General features: G+C 70.8%; 11 protein-coding genes. 5 read left to right on the top strand and 6 right to left on the bottom strand.

Features of this window, described 5'->3' with window-relative positions; genetic code table 11:
• The first annotated feature begins 191 nt into the window (after positions 1 to 191).
• Positions 192 to 1,139 carry a MarR family transcriptional regulator gene (locus ABD235_RS08665; protein ID WP_344171790.1) on the top strand — a complete coding sequence of 316 codons (948 nt, stop codon included), beginning with the start codon at positions 192 to 194 and terminating at the stop codon, positions 1,137 to 1,139.
• Positions 1,140 to 1,230: 91 nt separating this feature from the next.
• Here the strand turns inward: ABD235_RS08665 and ABD235_RS08670 are convergent, their stop codons facing one another.
• The 3 genes from ABD235_RS08670 to ABD235_RS08680 all read right to left on the bottom strand — a co-directional run bounded on the left by ABD235_RS08670 (position 1,231) and on the right by ABD235_RS08680 (position 3,666).
• Positions 1,231 to 1,851 carry an HNH endonuclease family protein gene (locus tag ABD235_RS08670; protein WP_344171792.1) on the bottom strand — a complete coding sequence of 207 codons (621 nt, stop codon included), beginning with the start codon at positions 1,849 to 1,851 and terminating at the stop codon, positions 1,231 to 1,233.
• A gap of 106 nt (positions 1,852 to 1,957) precedes the next feature.
• Entirely contained in the window at positions 1,958 to 2,725 is a 768-nt protein-coding gene (locus ABD235_RS08675) for a YaaA family protein (protein ID WP_344171794.1), read from the bottom strand.
• Positions 2,722 to 3,666, bottom strand: a complete 945-nt coding sequence (locus ABD235_RS08680) for an aldo/keto reductase (RefSeq protein WP_344171796.1) — start codon at positions 3,664 to 3,666, stop codon at positions 2,722 to 2,724. The genes ABD235_RS08675 and ABD235_RS08680 overlap by 4 nt, the downstream gene beginning before the upstream one ends.
• Positions 3,667 to 3,732: 66 nt before the next feature.
• On the opposite strand from ABD235_RS08680, the gene pepN reads away from it, so the two are divergent.
• The 3 genes from pepN (at position 3,733) to ABD235_RS08695 (ending at position 8,890) form a co-directional block, all read left to right on the top strand.
• Entirely contained in the window at positions 3,733 to 6,198 is a 2,466-nt protein-coding gene (gene pepN, locus ABD235_RS08685; protein ID WP_344171798.1) for an aminopeptidase N, read from the top strand.
• A gap of 174 nt (positions 6,199 to 6,372) precedes the next feature.
• A complete protein-coding gene (gene sepH, locus ABD235_RS08690) occupies positions 6,373 to 8,223 on the top strand; it encodes a septation protein SepH (protein WP_344171800.1) in 1,851 nt (616 codons plus the stop codon).
• A gap of 253 nt (positions 8,224 to 8,476) precedes the next feature.
• Positions 8,477 to 8,890, top strand: a complete 414-nt coding sequence (locus ABD235_RS08695; protein WP_344171802.1) for a hypothetical protein — start codon at positions 8,477 to 8,479, stop codon at positions 8,888 to 8,890.
• Between the two features lie 34 nt (positions 8,891 to 8,924).
• Here ABD235_RS08695 and ABD235_RS08700 read toward each other — a convergent pair whose 3' ends face one another.
• From ABD235_RS08700 to ABD235_RS08710, 3 genes are all read right to left on the bottom strand, one after another.
• The gene (locus tag ABD235_RS08700) at positions 8,925 to 10,139 is read right to left on the bottom strand and encodes an RNA polymerase sigma factor (RefSeq protein ID WP_344171804.1); all 1,215 of its coding nucleotides are present in this window, start codon (positions 10,137 to 10,139) and stop codon (positions 8,925 to 8,927) included.
• Entirely contained in the window at positions 10,139 to 10,543 is a 405-nt protein-coding gene (locus tag ABD235_RS08705; protein WP_344171806.1) for a YciI family protein, read from the bottom strand. Before ABD235_RS08705 ends, ABD235_RS08700 begins: the two co-directional genes overlap by 1 nt.
• Before the next feature lie 101 nt (positions 10,544 to 10,644).
• A complete protein-coding gene (locus tag ABD235_RS08710) occupies positions 10,645 to 11,874 on the bottom strand; it encodes an erythromycin esterase family protein (protein WP_344171808.1) in 1,230 nt (409 codons plus the stop codon).
• A 118-nt stretch (positions 11,875 to 11,992) separates the two neighbouring features.
• Here ABD235_RS08710 and ABD235_RS08715 point away from each other — a divergent pair, with 118 nt between their 5' ends.
• Entirely contained in the window at positions 11,993 to 15,847 is a 3,855-nt protein-coding gene (locus ABD235_RS08715) for a discoidin domain-containing protein (RefSeq protein ID WP_344171810.1), read from the top strand.
• The last annotated feature ends 2 nt before the right edge of the window (positions 15,848 to 15,849 follow it).

Raw genomic sequence — 15,849 nt, forward strand, 5'->3', positions numbered from 1 at the left:
GGTCCCCCGCGCCCGGCAGTCAGGTGACACCGGTCGCGTTCAGCACGGTCCGGCCGATGCTGCCACCGGCCGCATCGGTCGTAACAGCTCGAAGCGACAACGTTTTCCCTGTGGTATCGAATCCAGGGTGGTCCATGCCACGAGATAGCGTGTCGGATGCCGGACATGTCCACTACTGGTCAGGAGGTCACATGCTCGAGTCCGTCGGAGTCTCCGCCGAGGACGAAGCCGCGTACCGGGCGCTCCTGGCCCTGCCCGGCTGCTCCCTGAGCGACCTCGCTCCCCGCGTCGGCCGCTCCCCCGGCGACCTGCACGCCACCGTGGACCGGCTCGAGGAGCTCGGCCTGCTCACGCGGACGTCCGACGATCCGCCGCGGCTGCTGCCGACCAGGCCGGACGTCGCGGTCGACGCGTTGGTCGCCGTACGGCGTGCTGAGCTGGATCGGGTCAGGGCCGAGGCCCGCGAGCTGTTGTCGGAGCTGCGCGCGCAGGAGCAGCACCGGCCGGACAACCTGGTCGAGGTGATCGTCGGGCAGGAGGCGATCGCGGCGCGGTTCGCGCAGCTGCTGAAACAGACGAAGGACCAGCTGCTCGTGCTCGACCGGCCGCCGTACGCGTCGGGGGTGGAGCAGTCCGACACCACGGTCCGCGGGCTGCTGAGTGCGGGCGTGACCGTGCGGGGCATCTACTCCCCCGACTCGCTCGAGGTCGGCGGGGTCGACGAGGCGTACAGCGCGGCCGACGCCGGCGAGAGCTCGCGGGTGCATCCCCAGGTGCCGATGAAGCTCGCGATCTTCGACTCCACTGCCGCGCTGCTGCCGTTGTCGGTCGACCAGCTGGTCGACAGCGCGCTCGTGGTTCACCCGTGTGCGCTGCTGGACGCGCTGATCGAGATGTTCAGGCTGCTGTGGGACCAGGCCGTGCCGATGGCTCCGGCCGTCCGCGACCCGCTCGACGCACGCCTGATGACACTGCTCGCGGCCGGCTTCAAGGACGACGCGATCGCCCGGCAGCTCGCGCTGAGCAGCCGGACGGTCGGGCGCCGGGTCGCCGAGCTGATGGAGACGCTCGGCGCCCGGACCCGCTTCCAGGCCGGCATCCACGCCCAGCGACGTCAGCTGCTCGACCCGGACTCCTAACGTCCGAAGAAATCGCATGCGTCCGAAGAACCCGAGGTTATAGGGCTCAGTTCTTCGGACGCATCGCCGTTCTTCGGACGCTGCAGGGCGATCAGCAGGCGGCGAGCATGCTCTGGAGGGCGGTCTTCTCGGCGGACTGCAGCGACAGGCCGTACGTGTACTTCACCCAGATCCACTCGCGCGCGTAGATGCAGTGCACCGAAGTGTTGGTCGGCTTCCACGCCGACGGGTCCCGGTCGCCCTTCGAGCGGTTGCTCGACGCCGACACCGCGATCAGCTGCGCGATGCTCCGGTCGTTGGCGAACTGCTGCCGCTTGGCGGTCGTCCAGCCGTTCGCGCCCGACTTCCACGCCTCGGCGAGCGGGACGATGTGGTCGATGTCGATCGCGGAGTCGTCCTCGACGTACGTCGCGTCGTACACGCTGTACCAGCGGCCGGCGGTCGGTTCGCACTGGGAGTCGACGGTCACGCCGACGCCGTCGCGCTTGAGCACCTCGTCGCGGGTGTCGCAGGTGCCGGACACGGTGATCCAGTGCGGGAACAGGTCCCGGCTGTACCCCGTGGTCGAGCCTTCGGTCTTCACGGTCAGCGCGGCGAGCTGCGTCTGCGCCGTACTGGCGGGCGGTGGGTCGGGCGGGTAGGCCAGGGCGGTTCCGGCGCCGACGACCCAGGTGATGGCCACGGCGGTGGCGAAGATGGTCTTGCGTCGCATCGGTCAGGTCCTCCGAGGGTTGGGCGGATCCCCCCTGACGAGCTGTCCACAAGCCTTCCCCGGACGCGGCCTTCCGGAAACCACCGACCGATGAAGCGTCGGTGAATCAGTCGTGCTCGACGACCGTCAACGTCCAGCCGGCACCGGTCCGGTCCAGCTCCGCGTGCCACTGCTCACCGATCAGCTTCTGCAGCGCCTTCGGCGTCCCGGGATCCTTGCCGGACTCCAGCAGGTACCGCGCGACCAGGCCGCGGGTGTGCTTCGCGTTGTGCGACACGACCGAGCGGACGCCACCGCGCTCGCGGACCACCGACACCGCGACCCACTTGGCAGCCAGCTCGTCGGCCGGGCGCCAGGCGGCGGCGTACGTCGAGGAGCGGCAGTCCACGATCACGCTCTTGCCGACCGCGGCGTCGAGACTCGCGCGCAGCGGGTCACGCCAGACCGACGCGAGCGGGCCGAGCCCGGGCAGCGTCGTCGCCATCGAGAGCCGGTACGGCGGTACGCGGTCGCCCATCCGCAGCGCGCCCCACGCGCCCGAGACGACGAGGAGCCGGCTGTTCGCCCGGCGCTTCGAGCCGGGCGACAAGGTTGCGTAGCCGAGGGCGTCGTACAGGACACCGGAGTACAGCTCGGACGCCGGCACCGCGGGCTCGGTCCGCCAGTGGATGTTCCGCTCGACCTCGTGCGCCAGCGACGGGCCCACCCCCAGTACGCCGAACGCGTCGCCGCTCGCCGACACCTTGGCCAAGGTGTCGAGCACGGCCTCCCGCGTCGGGTTGAGCTCCGGGAACGACAGCGACTCCAGGTCGACCGAGCGGCCGCGAGCGCGACCGGTCTTGCCCTCCGACGGCGGGAGAAGGATCAGGGTCACGTCAGCTCGTCCAGGACGGCCAGGTCGTCGAGCGTCGGCTCCCACAGACCGGCGGCGACGTTCTGCGCGATCTGCTCCGGCCGGGTGGCGCCGGCGATCACCGAGGCGACGGCGGGCTGGGCGGCCAGACCGCCGATCGCGACGTCGAGCAGCGTGAGGTCACGCTCGGCGGCGAACGTCTCCAGCGCCTCGATCTTGTCGAAGTCGGCGCGGGCCAGCCGCTCGGGCATCTTGGCCAGCCGGGTGCCCTCGGGCGCGTCGGCGCCACGCTTGTACTTGCCGGTCAGCAGACCGGACTCGAGCGGGAAGTACGGCAGGATCCCGATCCCGAGGTGCTCGCAGGCGGGCACCAGTTCGTCCTCGACGTCGCGGTCGAGCAGGGAGTACTTGTTCTGCGCGCTGATGAAGTGCTCGGTGCCACCGGTCCGCGCGGCCCAGTCGGCGTCGACGACCTGCCAGCCCGCGAACTGCGAGCTGCCGATGTAGCGAACCTTGCCTTCGGCAACGAGCTCGGTGAGCGCGGCCAGCGTCTCCTCGATCGGCGTGACCAGGTCCGGCACGTGCAGCTGGTACAGGTCGATCCAGTCCGTGCCGAGCCGGCGAAGACTCGCCTCGACCGCCTTGCGGATGTAGCGGCGCGATCCGCGGACACCCCAGTCCGGCCCGTTCTCGCCCTTCATGTCACCGCCGAACTTGGTGGCGATCACCACCTCGTCGCGGCGCGACCCGAGCGCGTCGCCGAGGATCTGCTCGGAGAAACCCAGCTCGCCGCGGTACACGTCGGCGGTGTCGAACAGCGTGATCCCGGCGTCCACCGCCGCGTTCACCACCGTCTCGGCCTGGTCGGCGGCGACCCGGCCGCCGAAGTTGTTGCAGCCCAGTCCGACCACACTCACGGTCAGGCCCGAGTCACCCAGCTGGCGGTACTCCATGTCGGTCATGGTCAAAACTTTGTCACGTCCAAACCCTCTCGATGCCGCTGGGGTCGTCGGCATAGAGTGCCGACCATGCCGAGTCTCACAGTCGACGGCGCCCTCACCCGGGCCGCCGCACTCACCGTCCACAGCTACGACGTCGACCTCGACCTGACCCGCGGCGACCGCGTGTTCGGGTCCACCACCCGGATCGCGTTCAGCGCGGCCGGCGACAGCACCTGGCTGGACGTCCGGCCCGACGAGCTGCTGAAGGTGACGCTGAACGGTGCGCCGGTCGACGTCGCCGGCCTGAACGACGGACGGCTCGAGCTGACCGGCCTGACCGCGGACAACGAGCTGGTCGTGGACGCCACGATGCTCTACTCCAACGACGGCGAGGGGCTGCACCGCAGCGTCGACGCGGCCGACGGCTTGGTCTACCTGTACGCGATGTCGTTCCTCGAGGCCGCGCCGCGGATCTTCGCCTGCTTCGACCAGCCCGACCTCAAGGCGCCGTACCGGCTGAAGGTGACCGCTCCGACCGAGTGGATCGTCCTCGGCAACGGTGCCGCCAAGCAGGTCTCCCCCGGTCGCTGGGAGCTCGCCGAGACCAAGCCGCTGTCGACGTACTTCGTCACGCTGGTCGCCGGCCCGTACCACCAGCTCCTGGACTCCCACGACGGCATCCCGCTCGGCGTCGTCGCGCGGCAGTCGCTGAAGGACGCGCTCGACCGCGAGGCCGCCGACATCTTCGAGGTGACCAAGCAGGCCTTCGACGAGTTCCACCGGCTGTTCGGCTACCGCTACCCGTTCGGCGAGTACCACCAGGCCTTCGTCCCGGAGTTCAACGCCGGCGCGATGGAGAACCCGGGCTGCGTGACGTTCCGCGACTCGATGGTGTTCCGCTCGGCCGCGACCGACTCCGAGCGGTCCAACCGGGCCCGGACGATCGTGCACGAGATGGCCCACCAGTGGTTCGGCGACACGGTCACGATGAAGTGGTGGAACGACCTGTGGCTGAACGAGTCGTTCGCCGAGTACATGGCGCACCGGGTCTCGACCACCGCCACCAAGTACGCCGACAACTGGATCGACTTCGCGTTCATCCGCCGCTGGTGGGGTCTGCAGGCCGACCAGCGCCCGTCGACCCACCCGGTCGCCGCCGACCCGGGCAAGGACGCCGCCGCGTCGCTCGACGACTTCGACGGGATCTCGTACGCCAAGGGCGCCGCCGTGCTGAAGCAGCTGGCCGCCTACCTCGGTGACGACGTGTTCCTGGCCGGCGTCAACGCGCACATCGAGTCCAACGAGTTCGGCAACGCGACCTTCGCCGACCTGGTCGCGAAGTGGACCGAGGCCGGTGCGACCGGGCTCGACGGCTGGGCCCAGGCCTGGCTGCGGACGCCGGGCCTCGACACCATCAGCGCCGAGCGCACCGCGACCGGCGTCGTACTGCGGCGGACCGCTCCGGCCCAGTACCCGGCCGACCGGCCGCACAAGTTCACGATCGGCGCGTACGACGCCGCCGGGCAGCTCGTCGCGTCCGCGCCGGTGCTGCTCGACGCCGACGAGGTCACGGTCGAGCTCGACCTGACCGGCGCGGCCGTCGTCGTGCCGGACTGCGCCGACGACACCTGGGCGAAGATCCGGCTCGACGCGGACACGCTGGAGCAGCTGGCCGGCGTACTGCCGAAGATCGAGGACGGCGTGACCCGGGCCGTCGTGCTGAACAGCCTCCGCGACGCGACCAACGACGGCGAGCTGGACCCGCGGATCGGGTTCGCCGCGGTGCTGGCGGCGCTCCCGACCGAGACGAGCGACATCGCGGTCGGCTCGATGGTCTCCTGGGTGCAGACGCACCTGATCGGACTCGTGCTGCCGTACGAGGAGTACCGGGCGCAGCTGTCCGCCGTACTGACCGAGCGGCTGTCGACGGTCGAGGCCGGGAGCAGCGTGCAGCTGATGGTGCTGCGCGCGGCGATCCGTACGACGGCCGACGCGGACCTGCTGCGCGGGTGGCTCGCCGGGACCGACGTGCCGGACGGGATCACCGTCGACGCGGACCTGCGCTGGCTGATCACGCTGCAGCTCGCGCGGCTCGGTGCGATCGACGACGCCGGGATCGACGCCGAACTGGCCCGCGACACCTCCTCGGAGGGTGTCGTGCACGCGACCCGGTGCCGGGCGGCGCTGCCGACGGCCGAGGCGAAGGAGCGCGCCTGGACGCAGCTCACCACCGATGCCGACGTGTCGAACTACGAGCTGTACGCCGCCGCCGAGGGGTTCTGGCACCCGGCGCAGGCCGAGCTGACGGCGCCGTACGTCGAGCGGTTCTTCGCCGAGATCCCCGGCACCGAGAAGCTGCGGTCGGGGTGGGTCGTGGCCCGCGCGGCGGCGCTCGCGTTCCCGGTCTACGCGGTCGACGAGGCGACCGCGCGGCTGGCCGCCGGACTGGTCGCGGACGAGGCCGTCTCGGCCGGGATCCGGCGCTCGGTCGGGGACCGCGCGGACGACCTGAACCGGGCCCTCGCGGTGCGCACGGCGTACCCGGTCGGCTGATCACTACGCGTTGTGACTAGTGTGACTCGTGTGACCAGAAGGACCCGGCTGACCAGGCACGATGTGATTTCGTGACGTAACCTCCACAATGACCGCCCGGCACGGCGCGCCGGTCTTGGTCAGGCAGCACGTCCCGGGAGAGACTGTCGAGAACCGCACAGGAGAACATAGGCAATGCGCGAGGCGAGGCTCGTCGGTCTGAGCCAGGACGGCACCAAGCTGGTCCTGGCCGTGGGCGAGACGGGTGAGGAGTTCGCCGTCCCGGTCGACGACCGGTTGCGTGCGGCCCTGCGCGGCGACCGTGCCCGACTCGGCCAGCTGGAGATTCAAATGGAGAGCGCGCTGCGCCCACGAGACATCCAGGCTCGTATCCGCGCGGGCGAAAGTGTTGAAGCGGTCGCTGCGGTCGCGCAGATGCCGATGGACCGGGTGATGGCCTTCGCCGGCCCGGTCCTGGCCGAGCGCGACCACGTGGCCAACCTCGCGCAGCGGGCCTCGGTCCGCCGCCGTGGTGGGGGTGACGCGCCGACCCGCAACCTCGGCGCCTGGGTGACCGAGCGGCTGCGGATCCGTGGGGTCGACCCCGGCGCCGCCGAGTGGGACGCCTGGCGGCGCGAGGACGGCCGCTGGGCGGTCCGCGTGTCGTACCCGGTGGCCGAGGACGACGAGAAGGTCGCCATGTTCGCCTACGACGCCCCCGGACGGTACGCCGTACCGGACGACGACGAGGCGCGCTGGCTGGTCGGCGAGCAGGCACAGGTGCTGCCGCCGCAGCAGCCGGAGCGGCGGCTGACCGCGGTCGCCGACATCGACCTGTCGCTGGCGCCCGACCACGGCGCGGACAGCTACGAAGCCGCCGGCTTCGAGGACACGGTCAACCTGCAGCGCGCCCGTCAGCAGTACGCGCGGGACAACAACCCGCGCGACTTCGGTCAGGACATCGACCGCGACTTCGGGCGCGACCCGCAGCCGCCGGTGCGGGAGACCAACCACTCTTACCCGCGGGAAGCCCCCCACCGCGAAGCGCCCGGCCGTGAAGCGCCGAGCCGCGAGGCGAGCGGCCGCGACTTCTCGCGGGACAACGGGCGCGAGGTCGCCCGGGACAGCGGGCGGGACTTCTCACGGGACTCGGTGCGGGAGAGCTTCACCGGGCGCGACCCCGAGCGCGGTCCGCGCCGGGTGCACTCGGTGCCGAGCCCGGACGAAGAGCCGACACTGATCAACGTTCCGCTCGAGCCGCCGCCGGCCCTGCGGCCGACCGTGCGTGCGGTCGAGCGCCCGACGCCGCCGCCGGTCGAGGCGACCCCGCCGGAGGAGCGCGCCGCCGCGCCGGAGAACCGCTTCACCGAACGCCGTACGCCGCCGGCGGAGATCCGCCAGTCCGAGCGCCCAGCCGAAGCGCGTCAGCCCGAGCGCCAGGCGGAAGCCCACGAGCCCGAGGCGCGCGAGTCCGAGTCGCGTCCGACCGTGGCCCGCGAGGCCGACCGCCCCGTGGAAGCACGCGAGCCCGACCTCGCTCCGCACGAGCAAGTAGGTCGGACCCAGCCTCAGGGCGACCTGGCTCCGCACGAGCAGGTGCGCCGGTCCGACCGTCCGGCCGTCGACGCGACGCAGCCTGAGCGACTGAGCGAGTTCGCCCTCCGGACGCGACAGCCCGAGCGTGCCGCGGAGGAAGCTCGTCGTACCGAGCCGGCTGCGGCCGACCCGAGGCGCCCCGAGCTCGAGGCAGAGCCGAAGGCCGCCGACCCGCGGCACCCGGAGCTGCAGCAGCCCGCACGCCCGGCGATCCCCAAGCCCTTCGACCCCCGCCGCGGCAACCAGGAGAACCGGGTCACCCAGCCCACTCTCCCGACCCCCAAGCCGACGGCAACCGACGCTCCGCCCGCGGCCGAGGCCCCGGCAGCCAACGCCGAGACTCCGGCCGAGCCCGCTCCGGAGCCGAAGAAGAAGCCGGCCCGCCGAGCCTCCAAGCGCGCCAGCGTCCCCAGCTGGGACGAGATCATGTTCGGCAAGAAAGCCGACTGACCAGCAGTCACCCGAACGCCTTGCAGCCCGCAACAGGTTGCAAGGCGTTTCTGCTGTTCACGGACAGTCGTCTCAGATTGCGGTCGGTGTTTGGCTCGGCGGGCAAGCTCTGCCATCATCTTCGGCATGCGTATCTCGCTGTGTTGTCGCTGTTGTTGTCGCTGACGCGCGCCGTCTGAGGCGCGCGAGGCCCTGTCCATCTCCAGGCCCGCCCGCCGACACCAGCACTCACAGGATTCCGGATACCTTCCCGATGAACCTCAGCGCTTTCGCCGACCTGCTCGCGTCCCGTGGACTGCGGCTGCTGCCGGGCTCGCACGCCGTCCCGGTCGACCTGCTCGTTCAGTTGCCTGACGCAACAATCGCGCGCTTCACCGCCCGCGGCCGCACGCTGCGCCTGCGCCAGTACGCCGCCGAGGCGCTCACCACGATCACGATCCCCACCGAGTGCGGCTGCGGCGACCACCACCCGCAGACCGGCCCGAACCGCGTCACGCTCAGCGCGTACGCAGTACCGCTCGCCGAGCGCCTCATCGACGGCGAGCTCGTCTTCGGCTGGACCGGCCACGAAGCCGGCCTGCTCCGCCTGGCAGACGCCGCACCGTACTTCTTCGACCTCCTCGCCGCCCTCCCCCAGGAGCAGCGCACCCTGGTCGGCGTCGCCTAGAACGGTCGCGACGGGCTGGTGGAGCATCGGCCCATCACCCGAGCGCAGCCGCCTTCCGCAGGAGCACCGAGCGCTCACGCTGGTTGGCGCACAGCCGAGCCGCAAGCTCGAACTCGGCCCGCGCCTCCGGCGATCGTCCGAGCCGAGCCAGCAGTTCGCCACGGACGGTCGGAACGAGATGCGAACCGGGAAGCCGGTCCAAGGCAACCAGCTCGTCCACCAGAGCCAGAGCCTGCGCCGGACCCGAGGCCATCGCCACGGCAACGGCCCGGTTGAGCTCGACCACCGGCGACGGGGCGACCCTGCCGAGCGCCTCGTACAGCAGCACGATCCGGTCCCAGTCCGTCGCCTCGACCGATGGCGCCGTCGCGTGGGCTGCGGCGATCGCGGCCTGCAGCCCGTACGGTCCGAGGCCGCCCGCCGACGCCTTGGCCAGCGCGGCCACGCCGCGGCTGATCGCCGAGCGATCCCACAGCCGCCGGTCCTGGTTCTCGAGCAGGACCGGCTCACCGTCCGCGCCGATCCGGGCCGGAAAGCGCGCCGCCGTCAGCTCGCACAACGCGACCAACCCGTGCACCTCGGGTTCGTCCGGCTGCAACGCGGCCAGCGTCCGCGCCAGCCGGATCGCCTCGTACGCGACGTCGGGCCGCACCAGCCGATCGCCCGATGTAGCCGTCGACCCCTCGGTGAAGATCACGTACAGGACACTCAGTACGCCGCCCAGCCGCTCCCGGCGCTCGGCCGCGGCCGGTAGCTCGAACGGCACGCCGGCCGCGGCGATCGTCTTCTTGCCCCGGGTGATGCGGGCCTGGACGGTCGGCACCGAGACGAGGAACGCGCGGGCGATCTCCTCGGTGGACAGGCCGCCGACCACTCGCAGCGTCAGCGCCACCCGGGCGTCCGGCGAGAGCACCGGGTGGCAACTGATGAACATCAGCGCCAGCACGTCGTCATCGATCCGGTCGGGGTCGACCTCGTCGTCCAACACCTCTTCGGCTGCCAGCAAGGAGTACCGGTCACGCAGAGCGGCCCGGCGGCGGATCGCGTCGATCGCCCGCCGCCGGGCGGTGGCCATCAGCCAGCCGGCCGGACTGGCCGGTGGCGTGCGCGGCCAGGACACCAGCGCCTCGGCCACCGCCTCCTGCGTGGCGTCTTCGGCCAGCCCGAAGTCGCCGGTGTACCGGGTCAGCGCGGCAACGATCCGCGCCGACTCGATCCGCCAGACGGCTTCGACGTCGGCCGGTTCCATCAGCTCTCCCGCTGACCCGGCTCCTCGGCGACCGACCCGCCCTGCTCCGGAACCTCGTCCTCGCCGGCCACCCGGCGGACCTCGATCTTGGACCCGCGGACCGCCGGCACCCGCCGGGCCCACTCGACCGCCTCCTGCTGCGAGGCGACGTCGACCATGAAGTAGCCGCCGAACAGTTCCTTGGTCTCCCCGTACGGCCCGTCGGTGACCACCGGGGTCTCCGCGCCGAAGTCGACCACCACGCCCCGGCGCGGATCGTCCAGGCCCTCGGCCGCGAGCAGCACGCCGGCCTTGATCATCTCCTCGATGAACTCTCGGGTGGCCGCCATCGCCTCGTCCATCGAGGCCGTCATCGCGGCGTTCGACTCGTCCGTGCCCCGCATGATCAGCATGTACTTCGCCATCGTGTTCTCCTTGTCCCGCCGGGCCGCCGCTCGGCCCGCGCACCCCCTGGTCGAACGGGCAGCCCGCGGATCGACACGGCCGGAAAGAAATCTCGTCCTGATCAGAGTGGACGCGAGGGGCTGGTCGACACGACGTACGCCAGCCCGTCGAACTCCTCGGCCAGCATGGTCGGCGCGAACTGCAGCTTGTACGTCCACCGCGCCACGAACGCGCCGAAGCTGCGGAACATCTGCGGCTCCTCCAGCCAGTCCTTGATCTCGGCCGGCGCGTCCGCGACCGTCCGCAGATCCAGGAAGTGGTCGTGCGGGTTCGCCGACTCGAGCAGACCTTCCAGCGAGTTGAACCCGCCGCGATCCAGCTTGTTCACCTCGACCGGCCCACTTCGCGAGCCGGCCCAAGGCCCGGGCCACGTCCGCCGGGCCCGGAAAGCACCCGATCCGCCGAGCACCGCGATCGCGTAGTACGCCGGCCCGTACCGCTCCCGAAGGTCCCGGCCCATCGGCCGCACGGCGGCGCTCGGCCGGCTCGCCGCGAGATGCCCGTTGTGGGCCCAGACAGCACCCTTCAACTCGTCACCCAGCGCCGCCTCCACCGCCTCGGCCATCAACCGATCCCGTACGGCGAACACCGTCCGCGCCGCTTCCTTGTGCTCCTTGGCCGCGCACACCACGTCCGCCGCTCGCACCAACTGCCGCCCGGCCACAACAACCTCGGCGGGCGCCGAGTGCTTCTCCAGGAACCCGACCAGCGCCTCGGTCTCCCGCACCAGCGCCCGCTTCGGATCGGGCTTCGCGCCCGGACCGGCGTCGACCTCCGCCGCGATCCCCTCGTCGAACAGCTCGAGCCGCTCCGGCGCGTCAGCCACCAGATACTCGCGAATGACCCGCAGCGCCGCCGAGCACTTCTGCGGATCGATCCCCACGAAGCCGACCTGCTCGTCGGCCGGCCGCCCCGCGTTGTACTTCCGCATCCACTGGACCATCGCGACGACCTCTTCGGTCGCCCAGACCCAGAACTCCAGGTCGCTCACCACCGTCGGCGCATCGCCCGGCCCGCCTCGAACATAGGCGTCGACAGCCACCGCCGCGGATTCGCTCGCCTCTATCAGCAGCACCCGGCACCCGAGCTCGGTGACCAGGAACTCCAGCAGCCGGTGCTTGAGCTGGAAGAACTCGCGCGTCCCGTGGTTGGCCTCGCCCAGCCCGACCACCCGCACGTCGGCCAGCACCTTCTTCAGCGGCTCCAGGTCGTCGTACGGCGCTCCCGCCTCGACGCTCGACAGCGCCCACGCCGTCTGCTTCAACCACTGCGGCACCCCAGGCTCGGTCACCGTCCGACCCTATCCATCCAGCCCCGTCGAGCACGGCAAGCACCACCTCTTGAATAAGTAACACGCATGGTTTAACTTTCAGGCCTCGCTTCCGGCCCGCCACCTGGAGGACTCCCCCATGTCCGTACGAACACGTCTGCTCGCGGGTCTGCTGCCCGCGACGCTGCTGGCCGGAGTGCTGAGCACAGCACCGGCCGCGGCGGCCACGATGTACCCGAGCGGCGTCGGCGCCGACCTCGGCGCCACCCCGACCACGCTCGGCGTCGCACCCGCCGCCGGTGCCGATCCCGCCGGTCTGCAGACCGGGACCGAGCAGGGCCGGACGTACTGGCGCACCAACCAGGCCGCCGGCACCGACTGGTTCTCGTTCGACGTCGACCGCGACTACGTCGACGAGCTGACCACCGACGACGTCGTCGTCACCGTCACCTACCTCGACTCCGGCACCGGTTCCCTGCAGCTGCAGTACGACGCCGCGGCCGGTCCCGAGACCAGCGCCGACGACGTCGCGCTGAAGAACACCGGCCAGTGGCAGACCGGCACGTTCGCGCTGGCCGACATCGAGTTCGCCGACCGCCTCGGCGGCGCGGACCTGCGGCTGTCCGGAACCGCCGACATCACCGTCGCCGGACTGCGGATCAGTACGGCGGGCGCCGCCGTGTCGCTCGGTGCGTCACCGCTGGAGAGCGGGATCTCACCGCGCGCCGGCGACCGGCCGGAGAACCTGAAGACCGGCGTCCAGGACGGCCGCCCGTACTGGCAGACCGACCGGACCGCGCCCGCGCCGGGCACGAACTTCTTCTACATGAACGTGTCCGACACCTACCTGTACGACAACCGGGGCCTGGTGCTCGTGAGTGTCGACTACTTCGACGAGGGCAACGGTCAGTTCGGCCTGCACTACGACTCCCCCGGCGAGACCATCCCGGAGCGGTTCAAGAACTCCGAGGTCGTCACGTACGGCAACACGCTGACCTGGAAGACCCACACGTTCGCGCTGTCCGACGCGGTGATGACGAACCGCTCGAACGGCGGCGACTTCCGGATCCATATCGGCGACGGCGCGGTCGACCTCAAGGTCGCGGCCGTCCGGGTCGCGAAGGTCGCCGGCGCGCTCGACGTCACCGAGGGCCTCAACGACCTGATCGACGAGGCCGCCCGCACGCACAAGGCCGCCCGGGAAGGCAGCCGCGACGGTCAGTACCCGGTCGGCAGCCGCGCGACGTTGCTCGCCGCGATCGACGACGCCCGCGAGGTCGCGGCGACGCCCGATGTCACCGACGTCCAGGTGAAGGCCGCGCTCGTGAGTCTGCAGGGCAAGCTCGACGCGCTCACGGCATCCGTGGTCGACACGAACTTCGCCGAGTCCGGTACGGCGTCCGCCAGCGACGGCACCGGCGCGGCGAACGTCAACGACGGCGACCACCAGACCGCGTGGACCAGCGCGGACGGCGACGCTTGGCTGCAGGTCGACCTGCACCAGCCGCGCACCGTCAACGACGTCCGCGTCGAGTGGGCGCAGGCCTACTCCCCCGACTACACCGTCCAGGTCTCGAACGACGGCCGGACGTTCCGCACGGTCGGCCGCACCGGCTCGCCGGGCGCGAACCAGTTCAGCAAGACCCGCTTCGCGACGACGAAGGCCCGGTACGTCCGGATCGCGCTCTCCGGCTCCCCGACGTACGTCGTGAAGGAGCTGCAGCTGCGCGAGTCGCCGGTCGTCGTCCCGCAGCCGAAGCTGGTGCAGACGGTGAACCCGACCGAGGACGGCGTGGTCGCCGACTTCGACGCCACCCGGTACGGCGCCGACCGCAGCGGTCGGCTCGACGCGACCAAGAACATCCAGAGAGCGCTCTACGCGTGTCAGGACGCGGGTGGTGGCACGGTCTGGCTGCCGAGCGGCAAGTACCTGGTGAAGGACACCCTCGAGGTGCACTCGTTCTGCACGCTGCGCGGCGAGAAGGCCGAAGGCAAGAACTACGGGACCGTGGTGGTCGCTGATCTGGCCTCGGGCGACGACGGTCTCAGCCTGTTCCGCGTCGGCGGTTCGGCCGGCGTCATCGGCGTGACCACCTGGTACCCGCGGCAGAGCGCGACCCGGCCGGTCCCGTACAACTACACCTTCGAGATCCCCGGCGGCGCCTGGATCGGCAACGAGAACTACATGATGGCGACCGTCCAGGACGTCACCATGCTCAACTCCTACCGCGGCATCGGCATCAGCACGATGCCCAACGACCGCGGCAACGCGCCGAGCTCCGGCCAGGTGCACGAGTCCAGCACGATCCGGAACATCCGCGGAACCGCTCTCTTCGAAGGCGCCCGCGCCTACAACGGCGCCGACGTCGGCACCTGGGAGAACGTGACCTTCAGCAACGCGTACTGGTCGCAGGCCCCGGCCGCCTTCAAGCCGCCGAGCCGGGCCGCGCTCGACACCTGGACCCGCGCCAACGGGACCGGACTCGTGCTCGGCGACCTCGAGTGGGACCAGTTCCACAAGATCACGCTGTCGGACTACAAGGTCGGCATCCACGTCGTGGCCGGTCAGCGCGCACAGTTCACCGGCAGCTTCCTGGAGCCCGACATCCGGCGGACCGGCACCGGGATCCTGGTCGACGTGATGGACGACCGCTGGGGCATGACGCTGGCCGGCGGTCACGTCGACGGCGTTCAGGCGATCCAGAACAACTCCCGCGGCTACGTGAAGATCACCGGTACGGCGCTCGAAGGCACCCAGGCCGGGATCATCCACCGGATGTCCGGCGCCGCACCGACGTACACGCAGAAGCCGCTGCCCGCACCGGCGCGCAAGAGTCTGACGGTCGTCGACGCGCCGCACGGCGTCGGCTACCTCCCGACGGCCGACGCGACCAAGGCGGTCCAGAAGGCGCTCGACCAGGCGGGCCGGCAAGGCGGCGGCATCGTCTACCTGCCCGCGGGCTGGTACCGGATCAGCACCCATCTGACCGTGCCCGCCAACGTCGAACTGCGCGGCGCGTCCGCCGTACCGAACCGCGATCAAGGCGGCGCGAGCGGCGGCACGGTGCTGCACGCCTTCGAGGGCCGCGGCACCACCGCACCGGAAACGGCCACCGCACTGGTCACGCTCAACGGCAGCAAGTCCGGCGTCCGCGGGCTGCGCGTGTTCTACCCCGAACAGAACCCGGGCGTCGCCGAGGGCATCGTCGCCTATCCGTACGCCGTCCGCGGCAAGGGGAGCCAGACGTACGTGATCAACGCCGGCTTCCCGAACGCCTGGAACGGCATCGACTTCACCACGTACCGCAACGACGGCTTCGTCGTCCGGAAGGTCGCCGGGGCGTTCTTCGACCACGCGATCGCCGTGGGCCGCAGTACCGGCGGCCGGATCGAGGGTGTGCTGTCCAACGGCAACGCGGTCACCCGGATCGGCTACCAGCAGCCGTACTGGATGAACGAGGGCAGCATCTTCGAGCTGGTGATCGACAAGTACATGCGCAAGCAGGCCAAGATCGTCACCGTCGAAGGGGCAACCAGGCTGACCTTGTTCAATGTCTTCGCCTATGGGTTCCACGACGGATTGGTGGTCGACGACGGGGAGGTCGACGCCTACAACCTGGGCACCGACAACCTCGGCGCGGACGGCTACACGGTGAAGGTGATCAAGGGTGACGTCGAGGCGACCAACCTGGCCCGCTACAACGGCGCCACCAGCACCGGGCCGGTCACGCTGCACAACGTGATGGTGATCAACGTCGTCCAGCGCGCGGTCTCCGTCCAGGCCGACGGGAACGGCACCGTGAAGATCCTCGGCAACGAGTCCGAGCCGGGAACGTACGAAGTCGGCGCGCAGGTGACCGTGACGGCGACGCCCGCATCGGATAACGTTTTCCAGAACTGGACCGTGAACGGTGAAGTGGTCTCGACCGACGCGTCGTACACCTTCACCGTGACCGCGGACCAGGTACTGACCGCGCACTTCACCACCCAATAGCA

This window comes from Kribbella lupini, assembly GCF_039529595.1.
Taxonomy (GTDB): Bacteria; Actinomycetota; Actinomycetes; order Propionibacteriales; family Kribbellaceae; genus Kribbella; species Kribbella lupini.

Bases quoted from the DNA above. Each gene is read 5' to 3' on its own strand.
- ABD235_RS08705 (WP_344171806.1), bottom strand. From the start codon at position 10,543: ATGGCGAAGTACATGCTGATCATGCGGGGCACGGACGAGTCGAACGCC.
- ABD235_RS08670 (WP_344171792.1), bottom strand. From the start codon at position 1,851: ATGCGACGCAAGACCATCTTCGCCACCGCCGTGGCCATCACCTGGGTC.
- ABD235_RS08665 (WP_344171790.1), top strand. From the start codon at position 192: ATGCTCGAGTCCGTCGGAGTCTCCGCCGAGGACGAAGCCGCGTACCGG.
- pepN (WP_344171798.1), top strand. From the start codon at position 3,733: ATGCCGAGTCTCACAGTCGACGGCGCCCTCACCCGGGCCGCCGCACTC.
- ABD235_RS08715 (WP_344171810.1), top strand. From the start codon at position 11,993: ATGTCCGTACGAACACGTCTGCTCGCGGGTCTGCTGCCCGCGACGCTG.
- ABD235_RS08700 (WP_344171804.1), bottom strand. From the start codon at position 10,139: ATGGAACCGGCCGACGTCGAAGCCGTCTGGCGGATCGAGTCGGCGCGG.
- ABD235_RS08680 (WP_344171796.1), bottom strand. From the start codon at position 3,666: ATGACCGACATGGAGTACCGCCAGCTGGGTGACTCGGGCCTGACCGTG.
- ABD235_RS08695 (WP_344171802.1), top strand. From the start codon at position 8,477: ATGAACCTCAGCGCTTTCGCCGACCTGCTCGCGTCCCGTGGACTGCGG.
- sepH (WP_344171800.1), top strand. From the start codon at position 6,373: ATGCGCGAGGCGAGGCTCGTCGGTCTGAGCCAGGACGGCACCAAGCTG.